This is a genomic window from Neorhizobium sp. 2083 (assembly GCF_031455615.1).
Taxonomy (GTDB): domain Bacteria; phylum Pseudomonadota; class Alphaproteobacteria; order Rhizobiales; family Rhizobiaceae; genus Neorhizobium.
The window spans coordinates 421790-435988 of record NZ_JAVDTC010000001.1 but is presented as its reverse complement, the minus strand read 5'-3'; the positions used below and the strand labels follow the sequence as shown (position 1 = coordinate 435988).

Annotated in this window: 21 protein-coding genes; 19 read left to right on the top strand and 2 right to left on the bottom strand. The window is 65.8% G+C overall.

The features are described 5' to 3' along the window. The first annotated feature begins 22 nt into the window (after window positions 1-22). The gene (locus tag J2X76_RS02190) at window positions 23-1513 is read left to right on the top strand and encodes a terminase large subunit domain-containing protein (protein ID WP_310212611.1); all 1491 of its coding nucleotides are present in this window, start codon (window positions 23-25) and stop codon (window positions 1511-1513) included. Window positions 1514-1541: 28 nt separating this feature from the next. On the opposite strand, the gene J2X76_RS02185 is transcribed toward J2X76_RS02190, so the two are convergent. Next, window positions 1542-1826, bottom strand: a complete 285-nt coding sequence (locus tag J2X76_RS02185) for a hypothetical protein (protein ID WP_162732249.1) — start codon at window positions 1824-1826, stop codon at window positions 1542-1544. On the opposite strand from J2X76_RS02185, the gene J2X76_RS02180 reads away from it, so the two are divergent. The 11 genes from J2X76_RS02180 to J2X76_RS02130 all read left to right on the top strand — a co-directional run bounded on the left by J2X76_RS02180 (window position 1825) and on the right by J2X76_RS02130 (window position 9065). Then, window positions 1825-2445, top strand: coding sequence for a hypothetical protein (locus J2X76_RS02180; protein WP_310212607.1), 621 nt, complete (start codon window positions 1825-1827; stop codon window positions 2443-2445). The genes J2X76_RS02185 and J2X76_RS02180 overlap by 2 nt on opposite strands. Window positions 2446-2494: 49 nt before the next feature. Further along, entirely contained in the window at window positions 2495-2809 is a 315-nt protein-coding gene (locus J2X76_RS02175; protein ID WP_310212604.1) for a Dabb family protein, read from the top strand. Between the two features lie 35 nt (window positions 2810-2844). After that, window positions 2845-4062 (top strand): phage portal protein, encoded by a 1218-nt coding sequence (locus J2X76_RS02170; protein WP_405029968.1) that lies wholly within the window; start codon window positions 2845-2847, stop codon window positions 4060-4062. Between the two features lie 220 nt (window positions 4063-4282). Next, window positions 4283-4606 (top strand): DUF6107 family protein, encoded by a 324-nt coding sequence (locus J2X76_RS02165; RefSeq protein ID WP_310212598.1) that lies wholly within the window; start codon window positions 4283-4285, stop codon window positions 4604-4606. Between the two features lie 241 nt (window positions 4607-4847). Further along, on the top strand, window positions 4848-5429 hold the full coding sequence (locus tag J2X76_RS02160; protein ID WP_310212596.1) for an HK97 family phage prohead protease: 582 nt from the start codon (window positions 4848-4850) through the stop codon (window positions 5427-5429). Next, window positions 5426-6718 (top strand): phage major capsid protein, encoded by a 1293-nt coding sequence (locus J2X76_RS02155; protein ID WP_310212593.1) that lies wholly within the window; start codon window positions 5426-5428, stop codon window positions 6716-6718. The genes J2X76_RS02160 and J2X76_RS02155 overlap by 4 nt, the downstream gene beginning before the upstream one ends. A gap of 198 nt (window positions 6719-6916) precedes the next feature. Further along, the gene (locus J2X76_RS02150) at window positions 6917-7486 is read left to right on the top strand and encodes a head-tail connector protein (protein ID WP_310212591.1); all 570 of its coding nucleotides are present in this window, start codon (window positions 6917-6919) and stop codon (window positions 7484-7486) included. Continuing rightward, the gene (locus J2X76_RS02145; protein ID WP_405029967.1) at window positions 7486-7818 is read left to right on the top strand and encodes a phage head closure protein; all 333 of its coding nucleotides are present in this window, start codon (window positions 7486-7488) and stop codon (window positions 7816-7818) included. The genes J2X76_RS02150 and J2X76_RS02145 overlap by 1 nt, the downstream gene beginning before the upstream one ends. Beyond that, window positions 7815-8216, top strand: a complete 402-nt coding sequence (locus tag J2X76_RS02140) for a DUF3168 domain-containing protein (protein WP_310212589.1) — start codon at window positions 7815-7817, stop codon at window positions 8214-8216. Before J2X76_RS02145 ends, J2X76_RS02140 begins: the two co-directional genes overlap by 4 nt. Window positions 8217-8285: 69 nt before the next feature. Further along, the gene (locus J2X76_RS02135; RefSeq protein WP_310212587.1) at window positions 8286-8561 is read left to right on the top strand and encodes a DUF1778 domain-containing protein; all 276 of its coding nucleotides are present in this window, start codon (window positions 8286-8288) and stop codon (window positions 8559-8561) included. A 3-nt stretch (window positions 8562-8564) separates the two neighbouring features. After that, window positions 8565-9065 (top strand): GNAT family N-acetyltransferase, encoded by a 501-nt coding sequence (locus J2X76_RS02130; RefSeq protein WP_310212584.1) that lies wholly within the window; start codon window positions 8565-8567, stop codon window positions 9063-9065. Here the strand turns inward: J2X76_RS02130 and J2X76_RS02125 are convergent. Then, window positions 9051-10271 carry an MFS transporter gene (locus tag J2X76_RS02125; protein ID WP_310212581.1) on the bottom strand — a complete coding sequence of 407 codons (1221 nt, stop codon included), beginning with the start codon at window positions 10269-10271 and terminating at the stop codon, window positions 9051-9053. The genes J2X76_RS02130 and J2X76_RS02125 overlap by 15 nt on opposite strands. A gap of 102 nt (window positions 10272-10373) precedes the next feature. Between J2X76_RS02125 and J2X76_RS02120 the strand changes: the two genes are divergently transcribed. From J2X76_RS02120 to J2X76_RS02090, 7 genes are all read left to right on the top strand, one after another. After that, on the top strand, window positions 10374-10781 hold the full coding sequence (locus J2X76_RS02120) for a phage major tail protein, TP901-1 family (RefSeq protein ID WP_113284231.1): 408 nt from the start codon (window positions 10374-10376) through the stop codon (window positions 10779-10781). Continuing rightward, a complete protein-coding gene (locus tag J2X76_RS02115; protein ID WP_113284230.1) occupies window positions 10781-11128 on the top strand; it encodes a gene transfer agent family protein in 348 nt (115 codons plus the stop codon). The genes J2X76_RS02120 and J2X76_RS02115 overlap by 1 nt, the downstream gene beginning before the upstream one ends. Window positions 11129-11151: 23 nt before the next feature. Continuing rightward, window positions 11152-11382 carry a rcc01693 family protein gene (locus J2X76_RS02110; protein ID WP_310212574.1) on the top strand — a complete coding sequence of 77 codons (231 nt, stop codon included), beginning with the start codon at window positions 11152-11154 and terminating at the stop codon, window positions 11380-11382. A 208-nt stretch (window positions 11383-11590) separates the two neighbouring features. Beyond that, window positions 11591-12124 carry a phage tail tape measure protein gene (locus J2X76_RS02105; RefSeq protein WP_310212572.1) on the top strand — a complete coding sequence of 178 codons (534 nt, stop codon included), beginning with the start codon at window positions 11591-11593 and terminating at the stop codon, window positions 12122-12124. Between the two features lie 54 nt (window positions 12125-12178). Beyond that, the gene (locus J2X76_RS02100; RefSeq protein WP_310212569.1) at window positions 12179-12817 is read left to right on the top strand and encodes a DUF2460 domain-containing protein; all 639 of its coding nucleotides are present in this window, start codon (window positions 12179-12181) and stop codon (window positions 12815-12817) included. Then, a complete protein-coding gene (locus J2X76_RS02095) occupies window positions 12814-13689 on the top strand; it encodes a DUF2163 domain-containing protein (protein WP_310212566.1) in 876 nt (291 codons plus the stop codon). The genes J2X76_RS02100 and J2X76_RS02095 overlap by 4 nt, the downstream gene beginning before the upstream one ends. Then, window positions 13686-14123, top strand: coding sequence for an NlpC/P60 family protein (locus tag J2X76_RS02090; protein WP_310212563.1), 438 nt, complete (start codon window positions 13686-13688; stop codon window positions 14121-14123). Before J2X76_RS02095 ends, J2X76_RS02090 begins: the two co-directional genes overlap by 4 nt. The last annotated feature ends 76 nt before the right edge of the window (window positions 14124-14199 follow it).

The window sequence follows — 14199 nt, the reverse complement described above, 5'->3', positions numbered from 1 at the left end:
CCGCTCCGCCGCTATGACAGGCATGGCTTTGATCAATGCGATGGAACAGGAGAACACCGGCCGGGCCGACCGCCATCCGATCGTCCCCGGTGCGGGGGAGATGTCGCCGGGGGTGACTGAGGGGGGGAGCGCCGCGACCTCGATTTCCGAAGAGTGTGCGGCAGCACCCCCCTCTGCCCCGCTGGGCATCTCCCCCTCAATGGGGGAGATCGAGCTGCCGCCCCGGGTTCACCCGGCGAGCGAACGTTTTCCGGAACGGAGTAGGCAGTCCGGCCCGTCTCTGATCGGCTTCACGCCCCGCCATGAGCGCGACTGGGATATTGCGGGTCGCCGCGAACAAAAACCGCCCTCCGGAGACTGGCGGACATGGTTGATCATGGGCGGGCGCGGCTCGGGCAAGACCCGGGCCGGCGCCGAGTGGATCCACGGGCTGGCGTCGGCGGGCAAACGTTCCGGGCTCAGGATCGCGCTGGTGGCGGAGACGCTGGGTGATGCCCGCGAGGTGATGATCGACGGGGTTTCGGGGATCTGCCGGATCGCGCGGAGCAATCCGCCCGATTTCGAGATTTCCCGGCGTCGCCTGGTCTGGCCGAACGGCGCGATCGCGCAGATCTTTTCCTCGGAAGATCCGGAAAGCCTGCGCGGGCCGCAGTTCCATTTCGCCTGGTGCGACGAGCTCGCCAAATGGCGGCATGCGGAGGAGACCTTCGACATGCTGCAGTTCGGGCTGCGGCTGGGGGCCGACCCGCGCCAGCTGGTGACGACGACGCCACGACCGGTGCCGGTCCTGAAACGCCTGATTGCCGATCCCGGCACCCGGCTGGCGCGGATCTCGACCCGGGCGAATGCCGGAAACCTGGCGCCCGGTTTCATCACGGCGCTGGAGGCGCGATACGGTGGCTCGAGGCTGGGGCGGCAGGAACTGGCCGGCGAACTGATCGAGGACCGCGAGGACGCATTGTGGAAACGGGCCGACCTCGAAGCCTTTACGATCCGGTTTACCGGCGCGCTGAGGCGCATCGTGGTGGCGGTCGATCCGCCTTCCGGTTCGGGCGAACATTCCTGCTGCGGCATTGTCGTGGCCGGGATCGAGGCGAGCGGCCGGGCGGTCGTTCTGGCCGATTGCTCCGTCAAGGGCCAGAGCCCCGCCGGCTGGGCGAATGCGGTGGCGCGCGCCTATGCGCGCTTCCAGGCGGACCGGATCGTGGCCGAGGTGAACCAGGGCGGCGAGATGGTGACGGCGATGCTGAAAAGCGTGAACGCGGCGCTGCCGGTATCGATGGTGCGGGCGACGCGCGGCAAGTTTTTACGCGCCGAGCCCGTCGCCGCCCTCTACGAACAGGGGCGGGTGGCGCATGCCGGGCGGTTCGCGGAACTGGAGGACCAGATGTGCGATTTCGGCCCGGACGGCCTGTCCTCGGGCCGCTCGCCCGACCGGCTCGACGCGCTGGTCTGGGCGCTGACCGCACTGATGCTGGAAGGTCATGGCGAGCCGCGCGTGCGGGGCGTTTGAGCGCGGCTCGTCGCTTGGTCGCGGAAGATCAGCGGGGCGTGGCCGGCTTCGGCTCTGCGCTCTCGCGGATCTGCTTCCACTCGGATTCCATCCGCTCGAGGACATGCTGGGGGATCGGTTTGGAAGGGGCGGCCGGTGCGGGCTGCTGCATCATTGTGATCTCCGTTTCAATTAGAAAGCCGACATGAACGGCGCATGCACCCGTTGGTTCCATACCGTCAGAGAAATGTAAACTGGCGCCTAAGCGCTTAAAACGATTTAGTTTTTCTAAACCGATTGAAACTTTGTGACAGATGTCAAGGATCGCTTTCATGCAGCTCGATCATCGTGTTTTCTTCGATTTGGTGCGGACGAAACTCTTCGGCGGACGGCTGACATCGGGCCAGGTGGAGGGGCTGACGGCGATTCTCGACGGCTGGTCCGCAAGGGCCGCGCAGGGCGGGAACGACCCGCTCGCCTACGTGCTGGCGACCGCTTTTCACGAGACCGCCGCCACCATGCAGCCGGTCCGCGAGACCCTGGCTGCAAGCGACAGGACGGCGATCGCGCGGCTGGAGCAGGCTTTCGCGGCCGGAAAACTCGGATCGGTCAGGATGCCCTACTGGCGGCCCGACGAGAACGGCCGGAGCTGGCTCGGACGCGGCCTGGTGCAGCTCACCCACAGGCGGAACTACGAGGCGATGTCCGAGATTACCGGCATCGACCTGCTGACCGATCCGGGCCGGGCGATGGAGATGCCGGTCTCGGTCGCGATCCTGATCGAGGGCATGCGGCGCGGCAGTTTCACCGGCCGCAAGCTCGATGATTATTTCGGGCCCGGCCGGGCCGACTGGACGGGCGCGCGAAAAATCATCAACGGCAACGACCGGGCGGAACTGGTGGCGCGGCATGCGCGGGTATTCGCGCAGGCGCTGGACACCAGGCCGCATTGAAGCCCGCTTGCGGCCATGATAGCGAGGCCTCCGTTTTCCAGGAGGTTGCATGATACGCCATATCGTATTTTTCACGGCGCAGGCCGGCGAAATCGAGCGGGTCCGGGCGGGCCTTTCTCTGCTGACCGGCAATCCGCATGCATCGCTCCTCGAGATCGGCACCAATGTGAAGAGCGACCAGCTCGGCAACGCGGTCGATCTGGTCGTCTACGGCGAGTTCGAGGATGAGGCGGCGCTCGCCGCCTACAAGGCGCATCCGCTCTATCAGGAATCGATCGATATCGTCCGACCGATCCGCGAGATGCGTTTGGCGGCCGATTTCGACAGTGCAAGGGCGGTGACAGCGCCGCTGCCGATACCTTAAGGCGGGCCTCGCGCCCGCGAGCGAGAGGACAATCCATGAAATCTCCATTCCGGCGGCCGTGGTTTTCCACGGGCGGGCGACGGGCCGCGCCTGAAGATCAGAACCCGCAAACCCGCGAGGCCGAAACGCGCGGGACCCTAAAGGCGGGGTCCGAGACGAAGATGGCTTCCGGTTTCGCGATCGTGTCGGGCGAGGGGGCGGCGCACTGGTCGGGACGCTCCTATGCGGCACTGGCGCGCACGGGCTTCATGAAAAATCCGGTCGCCTACCGGGCGATGCGGATGATCGCGGAAGCGGCCGCGGCCGTGCCCTGGCTTGCCTATGACGGTGCGAGCGAACTCGCCGACCATCCGGCGCTGGCGCTGCTCGCACGGCCGAACGCCAGGCAGGGCGGGCCGGATTTCTTCGAGGCGCTTTACGGGCACCTGGCGCTGTCCGGCAATGCCTATGTCGAACCGCTCTCGATCGGCGGGACTTTGCGCGAGCTGCATCTTCTGCGGCCCGACCGGGTGAGCGTGGTCGAAGGCCGCGACGGCTGGGTGGCGGGTTACGACTATCGCGCCGGCGGCACGGTGCGGCGCCTGCCGGCCGAAAGCGACGGCCTGGCGCTGCTGCACCTGAAACTGTTCCATCCGCTCGACGATCATTGCGGCTTTCCGCCGCTCGGCGCCGCCGGTGCAGCACTCGACCTGCACAATGCGGCGGCGGGCTGGAACAAGGCGCTGCTCGACAATTCCGCACGGCCATCCGGCGCGCTGGTCTACCAGCCGAAGGATGGCGGCAACCTTTCCGCCGACCAGTACGAGCGGCTGAAGGACGAGCTGGAGGCCGGGTATTCCGGCGCGGTCAATGCGGGGCGGCCGCTGCTGCTCGAAGGCGGGCTGGACTGGAAATCCATGGGCCTGTCGCCGAAGGACATGGATTTCATCGAGGCGAAGAACGGCGCGGCCCGCGACATTGCGCTCGCCTTCGGCGTACCGCCGATGCTGATCGGCATTCCGGGCGACAATACCTATGCCAATTACCAGGAGGCCAACCGCGCCTTCTACCGCCTCACCGTGCTGCCGCTGATTTCGCGCACCGCGGCGAGTTTTTCCGCCTGGCTGTCCGAGGCCTATGGCGAGCGGCTGCGGCTGGAACCGGACCTCGACCGGATTGCCGGGCTCTCCGCCGAGCGCGAGGCGCTGTGGACGAGGGTAGGGGCGGCGTCGTTCCTGAGCGACGAGGAGAAGCGGGAGGCGGTGGGGTATTAATCGGCTCCAGGGGGGCGAAGTCATGAATGGCGCCTGCCGAACGGCGGATGACTCAACTTGCGAACTCCCGGACTCAACCTTTGAGCAGAGCGCCGGAAGTGATTCCGAAGATTGAGGGAAATGAAATCCGCCGACCTTCGGTCAAAGCGGAAAGGCCGGTCCGTGCGCCGGCGGCTCGCTCGAGCCACATGCGTAAATCATAAACAAGAGAGATTAAAAAATGTCTGACCTCGGAAGCGATCCGGGCGTCGGGGTCGCCAAGGTCCTCGGCGCCACGGCGGGTGCCGGCGTGTCGTTGATCTATCTTCTGCCGAAAAGCCGCCACGAGGCCGCGAGCCGGTTTCTGACCGGCCTTGCCTGCGGGCTGATCTTCGGCGGGCCGACCGGGCTCTGGCTGGTGGAACGGCTGGGGATCGGGGATGGGCTTTCCGGCCGGGAGGTGATGCTGACGGGATCGGCCGCGGCCAGCCTTTGTGCCTGGTGGGTGCTCGGCATGCTGGCGAGGGTGGCGGAGAGGTATGGGAAGAGGGCGGGTGGGGGGTAGCTCCGGCCCTCGACTTCGCCCGCAGCCCCTCATCCGGCTGCCGCCACCTTCTCCCCGTCATGACGGGGAGAAGGGCGCAAGGGGTTGGCTTACCGCCCTCTCATAAACGGTGAGATCGGGGGAACGGTGCGGCATATCCCTTCTCCCCGCGGGCGGGGAGAAGGTCCCGGCAGGGGGATGAGGGGCTGCCGGCCTCACCCTTTTCGCCGGTCACATCATTTCCAATTCAGGGAGAATGCCCATGCACGCTTACCGCGGGCCGCGCCCGACTGCGCGCAAATTCGCCAATCTGGAGCTCGCAGGCATTACCGGCGACGGGTTCTTTTCCGGTTATGCCAGCGTCTTCGGCGAGATCGATCTCGGCAAGGACACGATCGAGCGCGGCGCCTTCCGCAACTGCCTCGTCGAGCGTGGGGCGACCGGGGTGCGGATGCTCTACCAGCACGACCCGGCGGAACCGATCGGCGCCTGGCGGACGATCCGCGAGGATGCCCGCGGGCTTTATGTCGAGGGCATGCTGTCGCCGGGCGTCGCCCGCTCCCGCGAGGTGCTGTCGCTGATGAAATCAGGCGCGCTCGACGGGCTGTCGATCGGTTTTCGCACCGTCAAGGCGCGGACCGACGCCAAGACGGGCGTGCGAAAAATCCTCGAGGCCGATCTCTGGGAAATTTCGGTGGTGACCTTTCCGATGCTGCCTTCGGCCAGGGTCTCCAACGTCAAGCATGCGCGGTTCTTCCGCGACAGGGAAACCGAACTCGTCCGCCAGATGCGGCGGGCGGCGAAGATGATGATGAAATCAACCTTCAAAGGAAAAACGATATGACGGATCAGGCGAGGATGGTGGCAGGCGTGGCGGCCGGGGCGAAGGCTCCCGAGGTCAAGGCCGTGCCGGAAACGGTAACGGCCGCCTTCGACGAATTCATGGAGGCGTTCGAGGCTTTCAAGGAGGTCAACGACCGGCGCCTCGGCGAGATCGAGCAGAAGCTGACCGCCGACGTGGTGACCCGCGACAAGATGGACCGCATCAACCGCAGCATGGACGAGCAGAAGAAGGTGCTCGACCAGCTGCTGCTGAAGAAGGCGCGGCCGCGCCTCGGCTCCGCGCCCGGCGGCCGCGATGCCGAGCTCTCGGCGGAAGCGGTCGAGCACAAGGCGGCGTTCGACGCCTATGTCCGCCGCGGCGAGGAGAACGGTCTGCGCGAGCTGGAGGCCAAGGCCTTTTCCGGCGGCACCGGCACTGACGGCGGTTATCTCGTCCCGCCGGAGACGGACACCGAGATCGGACGGCGCATCTCGGTGGTTTCGCCGATGCGCGCGCTCTCGACCGTGCGCACCGTCTCCTCCGCCGTCTTGAAGAAACCGTTCGCGGCGGCCGGGCTTTCGACCGGCTGGGTGGCCGAGACCGCGGCGCGGCCGCAGACCGGCACGCCGCAGCTTGCCGAACTCTCCTTCCCGACCATGGAACTCTACGCCATGCCGGCGGCCACGCAGTCGCTGCTGGACGATGCGGCGGTCGATATCGAGGCCTGGATCGCCGGCGAGGTGGACATCGTCTTTGCCGAGCAGGAGGGCGACGCCTTCATCCGCGGCGACGGCATCAACAAGCCGAAGGGGTTTCTGTCCTATCCGACCGTGGCGGACAGCGCCTGGAGCTGGGGCAATATCGGCCACATCGCCACCGGCGTGGCGGGCGGCTGGAAATCGACCGGTCCTTCGGACACGCTGATCGACCTCATCTATGCGCTGAAGGCCGGCCATCGCCAGAACGGCACCTTCCTGATGAACCGCAAGGTGCAGGGCGACATCCGCAAGTTCAAGGATGCCGACGGCAACTATCTCTGGCATCCGCCGGCCGCTGCCGGCCAGCCGGCCTCGCTGATGGGCTTTCCGATCGCCGAGGCCGAAGAGATGCCCGACGTGGCGGAGAATTCGCTCTCGATCGCGTTCGGCGATTTCCGCTCCGGTTATCTCGTCGTCGACCGCGCCGGCGTGCGCATCCTGCGCGATCCCTATTCGGCAAAACCCTATGTGCTTTTCTACACCACCAAGCGCGTCGGCGGCGGGATGCAGAACTTCGAGGCGATCAAGGTGGTGAAGTTTTCGGCGGCATAATACGGGCGGCGTCTCGTTATCGGGCAGGCGCTACGGGCTGCCCCTCACCCTAACCCTCTCCCCGCAGGCGGGGAGAGGGGACGTGCCCTGCTCCTGTCTCTCTTCGTGATGCCCGTGCGGCATATGTCCTTCTCCCCGCCTGCGGGGAGAAGGTGCCGGCAGGCGGATGAGGGGCCGCCCAGTTTTCCAAGGACGAATATGACCTACGCCCAAACCACTCCGCCCGCCGCGGAGCCGCTGACGCTTGCCGAGGTGAAGGCGCATCTGCGTCTCGACGGAAGCGACGAGGACCCGTTGCTGACCTCGCTGATCACCACTGCCCGCGAACACCTGGAAAGGGAGACCGGCCTCTGCCTGGTGTCGCAGGCGTGGCGGCTTTATCTCGACCACTGGCCGGCGGACGGCATCGTCCGGATTTCGAGGTCGCCGGTGCAGGCGATTGAGAATGTTACGGTTTACGACGCCGGCGGGACCGCGCTTGAAGTTCCACTGGAAGATCACCTGCTCGACGGGACCGGGCGGCCGGCGCGGCTGTGGCTCAAACACCCGCCTGAACCGGGCCGGTGCGTCAATGGCATCGAGATCGACTTTTCGGCCGGTTTCGGCGAAGCGGGAACCGACGTGCCGGATACGCTGAAGCGGGCGATGTCGCTCCATATCGGTCACATGTTCGCCTTCCGTGGCGTGGTTTCGCCGGACAGTCAGCCGGCCGGCATCCCCGATGGCTACGAGCGGCTGATCGCGCCCTTCCGGATGCGGAGGCTCTGATGGTGGTGTTTTTCGATCCCGGGTCGATGACGGCAAGGCTCGACCTCCAGGCGCCGCAGGCGGTGCCGGACGGCCAGGGCGGCGCGACCGTCGCCTGGGAGGTGATGGCCTCGCTCTGGGCGCGGATAGAGCCGGTCTCGTTCGTTGTCGAAGAACAGGCGGCGGGCGAGGGCGGCACGATCAGCCACCGCATCTGGGTGCGGTTCCGCGAGGACGTTTCCGCCGGCCAGCGCTTTCGCAAGGGGGCACGCACCTTCCTTGTCAGGCTGGTGCACGACCCGGACGAGACGCGGCGTTATCTCGTCTGCCAATGCGAGGAGGAAGCCCGATGACGGCGACAAATGCGCTCCTCCAGGCGATCCATCGAAAGCTTTCAGGCGATGCGGCGCTGACCGCGATCATCGGGGCGGACGGCATCCGCGACCGGCTGCTGCCGCGGGCGAAACTTCCCTCTATCGTGTTCGGCGAAATCGAGACACGCGATTTCTCGACCGACGGGGGGCCGGGCGAGGAACATCTTCTGGTCCTGGAAATCTGGTCCGAAGCCGAAGGACGGCGCGAGGCGCAGGAGATCGCCGGGCTGGTACATGGCCTGCTCCACGACGCGGCGCTGGCGCTCGACGGCAGCTTGGTGTTGGTGAACCTGCAGCAGGTCGGCATGCGCAGCCGTCGCGAGCCGAAGACGAAGTTCCATCTGGCGGAAATGCGGTTCCGGGCGGTGACGGAATAGCGAGGCCATGGTCATTGAATGTTGCGATAACTTTGTATATACAAAGTATATGCATGGGGATGTTGGATCATGGTAGCCCTTCGGAAAAGCGAAACGATCAACTTGAGGATTGATGCCGGCACACGGGAAGTGATTGCCCGTGCTGCCGAGATTTCCGGCAAATCGCTGACGGCATTCATGACCGAAGCGGCGTTGTTGAATGCCCAGAAAGAGCTTCTGGACCAGCGGTTCATCGGTGTCGACGCGACTGTTTTCGATGCCGTCGAGAGCCTGCTTGCGGAACCGGCGCAGGCGAACGAGAAGCTCTCGGCGTTGCTGAAGTCGAGCCGGGAATGGCTAGACTGAAGCATGTATCGCAAACCGGTTCCGCTGAATGAGCAGCATCGTCTGGATGATTTCGACAGCGGCAAGCCGGTTCTCGATGTCTTCCTCAAGGAGATGGCGCTTCACAATCAAGCACAAGGTTACACGCGAACCTTCGTGATCGCAGGCGCCGATTTTCGCGTGGTCGGATATCATTCGCTTTGCGCCGGCATGATTTCCCGTGAAAACGCGCCCCGCCAGGTCAAGGGGCACCAGGCGCCGGGCGAGATTCCGGTGGCATTGCTGGCTCGGCTTGCCGTGGACCGGAGGCACCATGGGCAGGGGCTCGGCGGCGAACTCCTCAAGAATGCTCTTCTGGCAGTGATCGCGGCATCAGATGCGGTGGCGTTCCGAGCGGTCATGGTTCATGCGCTCGACGACGAGGCGACGGGCTTTTACCTCAGATATGGCTTCCGGCAAGCCAAAGGGCTGGATCGCACATTGCTTTTGTCGGTCAAGGATATCGTTGCTTCACTGGGAGGTTAGGCGGCTTCGCGCATCCGCCGTGCGCACCAGCCTCACCAGCATCAGCACGAAGATGAGCGAGACCGCCGAGAGCGTTGCGCCGGTTAAAAGGACGGCGCCGGCGCCGGCGCGGTCGAGAAGTGCGGTGAAGATGACGGGTGCCGCGGCATTGGCAAGGTTTTGCGGCAGCGACAGGCGCGCCGATTGGAGACCGAATTCCTTTGCCGAAAAGAGCGACAGCGGCAGCAGCGCGCGGGCGACGGAAACGACGCCGGCGCCGAAGCTGAAGAGTACGACGAAAGCGATCAGCGCCGCCGACGAGGACGTGACCGCGGCGGCCAGAAGGAAGCTCGCCAGCGTCAGGACCGTTCCGATGATCGTGGTGATGATCGCATTGCCGCGCCGGCCGAGCAGCATGTCGACGAACCTTGCGGAAACGCTGATCGCGCCCCGTGCCGAACCCAGCTGCAGCGCAAGTGCCGGCGACGCGCCCGCAGCATTGAGCAGCGCCAGGAACGTCGGCGACATGCCGAAGCCGACGAAGGAACTCAGCGTGGTCGTCGCGGCGACCAGGAAAAAGGCCTTGCGGCGCTCCGGCTCGGTGAAGGGGACCGGCACGGTTTCGGCGGCCGCTGCCTGTTCCCGGCTTTCCATCGGCTTCGGCAGGCCGAACAGATAAAGCGGCAGGCAGACGAATAGCTGCAGCGCGGCGGACAGAACGAAGGTCAGCCGCCAGCCGACGAGATTGTTCATCAGCGCCAGGGCCGGCCAGAAGATCGTGGCCGAAAGACCCGTGAACACCATCAGGATGGCGATGATGCGCTTGCCGCCCAGCCCTTCGCGCTCGACGACCGCCGTATAGGCGGGCGCCGAGAGACCGAGCGCGCCGCCTATGCCGATGACGATCCAGGCAAGGCCGTAGATCAGGATTTCGTGCGCGGCCGCCAGCAGCAGCAGGCCGGCCGCCAAGATGACGGAAGCCGTCGCCATGACTTTTGCTGCACCGTGGCGAGCGAGCAGCCGGCCGGCCATGGGACTGGCAAGCGCACTGACCAACATCATGATCGACAGGCCGAAGAATACCACCTCGTTCGGCAGGCCGAGTTGCGGGGCGATGACGCGCCCCATGACGCCGAGCATGTCGAAGCTGGTGCCCCAGGAAATGATCTGCGTGACGGAAAGCACGGCGATCGTCTGAGCGGAGCGCAGGGGAAGGGGTGTGGACATGGCGTGGAGGCGCATTCGCGAAAAAGGTGTGCGCCCGATGCTCTAGCACCGCTTTGCGGCGGGCGGAAGCGACAAACGGACAACAGCGGAAAGGATTTCCACATGGTGGCGCAGAAGGGCAAGGACCTGCTCCTGAAGATCGACAATGACGGTTCCTTCCTGACGGTGGCGGGGCTGCGCTCGAAGCGGTTGGCCTTCAACGCGGAGACCGTCGACATCACCGATGCCGAGAGCGCCGGGCGCTGGCGCGAGCTTCTGGGCGGCGCCGGCGTACAGCGCGCCTCGCTGACCGGGGCCGGCATCTTCAAGGACCAGGCGAGCGATGCGATGGTACGGAGCGCCTTCTTTGCTGGCACCATTCTTGTCTGGCAGATCCTGATCCCGGCCTTCGGCACCGTCAGCGGGCCGTTCCAGGTGACGGCGCTCGAATATTCCGGCGAGCATAACGGCGAAATCCGTTTCGAACTGGCGCTGGAATCGGCAGGCAGCCTCACTTTCGAGGCGCTCTGATGCAGGGCGGGCGGGCAAATCGCCGGCGCGGCGAGGTCGAGGCGGTGATCGACGGCGAGCGCCGCATTCTCTGCCTGACGCTTGGCGCGCTGGCGGAGCTGGAAACGGCGTTCTCCGTCGGTGATCTCAACGGGCTGGCCGAACGGTTTTCGTCCGGGCGGCTGAAGGCGGCGGACATGATCCGGCTGATCGGCGCCGGCCTGAGGGGCGGCGGAAATCTCTATTCCGACGACGAGGTGGCGGCGATGAGTGTCGAGGACGGGGTCGCCGGTTACGCGCGGATCGTCGGAGATTTGCTGACGGCGACATTTGCGGGGCCGGCCAAGGAGACCGCGGCAAACCCTTGAGGGCCGCAGCGGGCAACGGGGCAATGGCGGGCAATTTTCCGTCCGCGATCGTCTCCGACGAGGTTAGGCCCGAGCCGTTTCCATGGGAAACGGTCATGCATGCCGGCCTCTGCCTGCTGCGGCTTCCACCGAGATATTTCTGGGCGCTGACGCCAATCGAGTTCTTCGCCATGACCGGCGGGTTGAAGATGCGGCACGCAGGCATGGAGAGGGCGGGACTGGAGGCGTTGATGCAGGCGTTTCCGGACGGATGAGGCTGCCGTTCGTCCAGAAGGCTCCGGCCATCTTCAGCCGTTCCCCGATCCCCGCAGGCTGCTCCTCGCCGGAGGCTGCCTCTCACTCCCCCTCCTTTCGTCAGGGCGGAGAGAAAGCGGTGGCTCGCCGGATGAGGGGTGTTCGGCCTTCGGCCGTGGGGTAACGGCGGCGGCAGCCGGATGAAGGGCAATCAAGGGGGAGACAATCATGGAAGACGACGGCACGAATTTTGCCGGCACCTTGTCTGGTGCCGAGGCGCTGACCGGGGTGATTGCCGACCTCGAAACCCGCTCGCAGCGGTTCGGGGCGGCGCTGACCGGTGCGCTCAGGTCCGCGACGACAGGCGGTCGCGGGCTGGAGGACGTGCTCAAGGGGCTCGGCAACCGGCTTTCCGATATCGCGCTGGCAGCCGGAATGAGACCGCTCGAAACCATGCTGGGCAATGCGATCGGCGGGCTGGTGGGCTCGGTGACGCCGTTTGCCGATGGCGGCGTGGTGCGCTCGCCGAGCTTCTTTCCGATGGGCGGCGACATGGGCCTGATGGGCGAGGCCGGGGCGGAAGCGATCCTGCCGTTGCAGCGCGGCCCGGATGGTGCGCTCGGGGTTGCTGCGGCCGGCGGCGGTGGGCCGCAGATCGTCTTCAACGTGACGGCGAACGATGCCGTAAGCTTCCGAAAGAGCGAAGGGCAGATTTCAGCCATGCTGGCGCGCAGCGTGTCGCGCGGCAGGCGTGGCCTTTGACGAGGACCGGGACGGTGTCTGCGGTGGCCTCCTTGATGATTGGGCGAGGACGAGATGAGCGGTTTTCATGAGGTCCGGTTCCCGTTGCGCCTGGCGCTCGGGGCGACCGGCGGGCCGGTGCGGCGCACCGATATCGTCAACCTTTCCAACGGGCGCGAGCAGCGCAACCAGCGCTGGCAGGATTCGCGGCGTAGCTACGATGCCGGGTCGGGGGTGAAATCGCTAAACGATCTTTATGCGGTGCTCGAATTTTTCGAGGCGCGGGGCGGACAGCTTCACGGATTTCGGTTCCGCGATCCGGTGGATTGGAAATCCTGCGCGCCAGGCGAGGCGGTGTCGGCGATCGACCAGGTGATCGGCACCGGGGACGGCGCGTCCGCGACCTTTCAGCTCGTCAAGACCTATGCGGACAGCGGTGGAAGCTGGATGCGGCGGATCGTGAAGCCCGTCTCCGGAACGGTCGCGGTCTCGGTGAACGAGGGCGAGCAAGCGCCGGGAGCCTTTTCCGTCGATGCGGCGACGGGGGTTGTCACCTTTGCGGCCGGGCATGTTCCGGGCGTCGGGGCTGTGGTGCGGGCGGGTTACGAGTTCGACGTGCCGGTGCGGTTCGATACGGACAGGATCGAGGTCAACCTCGCGCATTTCGATGCCGGGCGCATTCCGACCATACAGCTGACGGAGATTTTGGCATGAAAACGATACCGGCCGATCTGGCCGCGCATCTGGCGCGGGACGCAACGACCACCTGTCATGCCTGGCGGGTGACGAGGCGTGATGGCGTGGTGCTGGGGTTTTGCGAGCACGACCGCGATCTGACATTCGATGACACCACTTTCCTGGCAGCGAGCGGGTTTTCGGCAAGCGAGGCGGAGGCGGCGACCGGGCTTTCGGCGGGCGCCGACGAGGTGGCCGGCGGCTTTTCGAATGTCGCAATCCGCGAAGAGGATCTCGCGACCGGCAGATATGACGGCGCGCGCGTGGACCTGTTTCTCGTCAACTGGGCGGCGCCGGATCAGCACATGCTGTTGAACACGCGCGAGATCGGCGAGGTTTCCCGCGCCGGCGGACAGTTCCGGGCGGAATTGCGCAGCCTGGCGCATCGGCTGAACCAGCCGCAGGGGCGCGTCTACAGCCGGCGTTGCGATGCAAGCCTGGGGGATGCGCGTTGCGGTGTGAACCTTGGATCCTGGCGAGGCGAGGGAGCGGTGATCGCGGTCAAGGATGCGAGCCGGATCGTCGTTTCCGGGCTTGGCGGCTTTGAAAGCGGGTTCTTCCGGCAGGGCGTGCTGACATTTTCCGGAGGGGTGGCGATCGATGTCGAGGCGCATGCGAAAAAGCCCGACGGCTCGGCGGAACTGACGCTCTGGCTGCCGCTGGAAGTGCCCGTTGCGGCGGGCGATACGTTCGTGGCGACGGCGGGTTGTGACAAGTCGTTTGCCACCTGCAGGGCGCGCTTTGCAAACCACCTGAATTTTCGTGGTTTCCCCCACGTGCCGGGCGCCGATTTCGCCTATTCCTACGCCGACGGGGAGCGGGTGCATGATGGCGGCCCGATCTTCGCATGAGGACGCGGGGCGAACGGATCGTGGCGATCGCGGAAGGGTGGGTCGGCACGCCCTATAGGCACCAAGGGGCTTTGAAGGGCGTCGGCTGCGATTGTATCGGGCTGATCCGCGGCATCTGGCGCGAGCTTTACGGCGACGATCCGGAGCCGGTGCCGGCCTATGCGCCCGATTGGGCCGAGCGAAGCGGCGAGGACCGGTTGGTGGACGCGGCCCTGCGGCTCTTCGGACCGGCCGTGCGGATGAGTGAGGCGGAACCGGGCGACGTGCTGCTGTTCCGCTGGCGGCAGGATTGTGCCGCCAAACATGCGGGGGTGCTGGCCGGGCCACAGCATTTCATCCATGCCTATGAGCAGTCCGCGGTGACACGATCGGCGCTGGTGCCATCATGGCGGCGGCGGGTGGCGGGCGTGTATCGGTTTCCCATCATGGCATGATGCTCACAACCGAGCGCTCGTTTGCATTGCATAAGCAACTTATAATTGCAGTATCCGGCACAATGGGTTGCATCTG

Coding starts and splice junctions, on each gene's coding strand:
- J2X76_RS02190 (WP_310212611.1), top strand. CDS start 23: ATGGCTTTGATCAATGCGATGGAACAGGAGAACACCGGCCGGGCCGAC.
- J2X76_RS02180 (WP_310212607.1), top strand. CDS start 1,825: ATGCAGCTCGATCATCGTGTTTTCTTCGATTTGGTGCGGACGAAACTC.
- J2X76_RS02185 (WP_162732249.1), bottom strand. CDS start 1,826: ATGAAAGCGATCCTTGACATCTGTCACAAAGTTTCAATCGGTTTAGAA.
- J2X76_RS02175 (WP_310212604.1), top strand. CDS start 2,495: ATGATACGCCATATCGTATTTTTCACGGCGCAGGCCGGCGAAATCGAG.
- J2X76_RS02170 (WP_405029968.1), top strand. CDS start 2,845: ATGAAATCTCCATTCCGGCGGCCGTGGTTTTCCACGGGCGGGCGACGG.
- J2X76_RS02165 (WP_310212598.1), top strand. CDS start 4,283: ATGTCTGACCTCGGAAGCGATCCGGGCGTCGGGGTCGCCAAGGTCCTC.
- J2X76_RS02160 (WP_310212596.1), top strand. CDS start 4,848: ATGCACGCTTACCGCGGGCCGCGCCCGACTGCGCGCAAATTCGCCAAT.
- J2X76_RS02155 (WP_310212593.1), top strand. CDS start 5,426: ATGACGGATCAGGCGAGGATGGTGGCAGGCGTGGCGGCCGGGGCGAAG.
- J2X76_RS02150 (WP_310212591.1), top strand. CDS start 6,917: ATGACCTACGCCCAAACCACTCCGCCCGCCGCGGAGCCGCTGACGCTT.
- J2X76_RS02145 (WP_405029967.1), top strand. CDS start 7,486: ATGGTGGTGTTTTTCGATCCCGGGTCGATGACGGCAAGGCTCGACCTC.
- J2X76_RS02140 (WP_310212589.1), top strand. CDS start 7,815: ATGACGGCGACAAATGCGCTCCTCCAGGCGATCCATCGAAAGCTTTCA.
- J2X76_RS02135 (WP_310212587.1), top strand. CDS start 8,286: ATGGTAGCCCTTCGGAAAAGCGAAACGATCAACTTGAGGATTGATGCC.
- J2X76_RS02130 (WP_310212584.1), top strand. CDS start 8,565: ATGTATCGCAAACCGGTTCCGCTGAATGAGCAGCATCGTCTGGATGAT.
- J2X76_RS02125 (WP_310212581.1), bottom strand. CDS start 10,271: ATGTCCACACCCCTTCCCCTGCGCTCCGCTCAGACGATCGCCGTGCTT.
- J2X76_RS02120 (WP_113284231.1), top strand. CDS start 10,374: ATGGTGGCGCAGAAGGGCAAGGACCTGCTCCTGAAGATCGACAATGAC.
- J2X76_RS02115 (WP_113284230.1), top strand. CDS start 10,781: ATGCAGGGCGGGCGGGCAAATCGCCGGCGCGGCGAGGTCGAGGCGGTG.
- J2X76_RS02110 (WP_310212574.1), top strand. CDS start 11,152: ATGGCGGGCAATTTTCCGTCCGCGATCGTCTCCGACGAGGTTAGGCCC.
- J2X76_RS02105 (WP_310212572.1), top strand. CDS start 11,591: ATGGAAGACGACGGCACGAATTTTGCCGGCACCTTGTCTGGTGCCGAG.
- J2X76_RS02100 (WP_310212569.1), top strand. CDS start 12,179: ATGAGCGGTTTTCATGAGGTCCGGTTCCCGTTGCGCCTGGCGCTCGGG.
- J2X76_RS02095 (WP_310212566.1), top strand. CDS start 12,814: ATGAAAACGATACCGGCCGATCTGGCCGCGCATCTGGCGCGGGACGCA.
- J2X76_RS02090 (WP_310212563.1), top strand. CDS start 13,686: ATGAGGACGCGGGGCGAACGGATCGTGGCGATCGCGGAAGGGTGGGTC.